Source organism: Nocardioides antri (assembly GCF_008373765.1).
Taxonomy (GTDB): Bacteria; Actinomycetota; Actinomycetes; order Propionibacteriales; family Nocardioidaceae; genus Nocardioides; species Nocardioides antri.
Map to the genome: position 1 here is coordinate 1 of NZ_VUJW01000213.1, position 336 is coordinate 336.

Consider the following 336-nt stretch of genomic DNA (forward strand, 5'->3'; position numbering starts at 1 on the left):
GTCGTCTCCTAGCTTCATGTTCTTGGTGTGTATGCGCAGGATCTCGAGGCGGCCGGTCGCGTCGGGGATGCCGATGTCGATCTCGCGGTCGAACCGCCCGAAGCGCCGCAGCGCCGGGTCGATGGAGTTCGGCCGGTTCGTGGCCGCCATCACGATCACGTGGGACGACTTCTTCATGCCATCCATAAGCGTCAATAACTGTGAAACGATACGTCTTTCCACTTCACCGTGGGTTTTCTCTCTCTTTGGTGCAATAGCATCGAGTTCATCAATGAAGATAATAGCCGGAGAGTTCTTGTCGGCTTCCTCAAACGCCTTACGGAGGTTTGACTCCGA

Annotated in this window: 1 protein-coding gene; it reads right to left on the reverse strand. The window is 56.0% G+C overall.

Features of this window, described 5'->3' with window-relative positions; genetic code table 11:
• The coding region (locus F0U47_RS23035) for an AAA family ATPase (RefSeq protein ID WP_149752384.1) at positions 1-336 on the reverse strand (336 nt) is incomplete at both ends.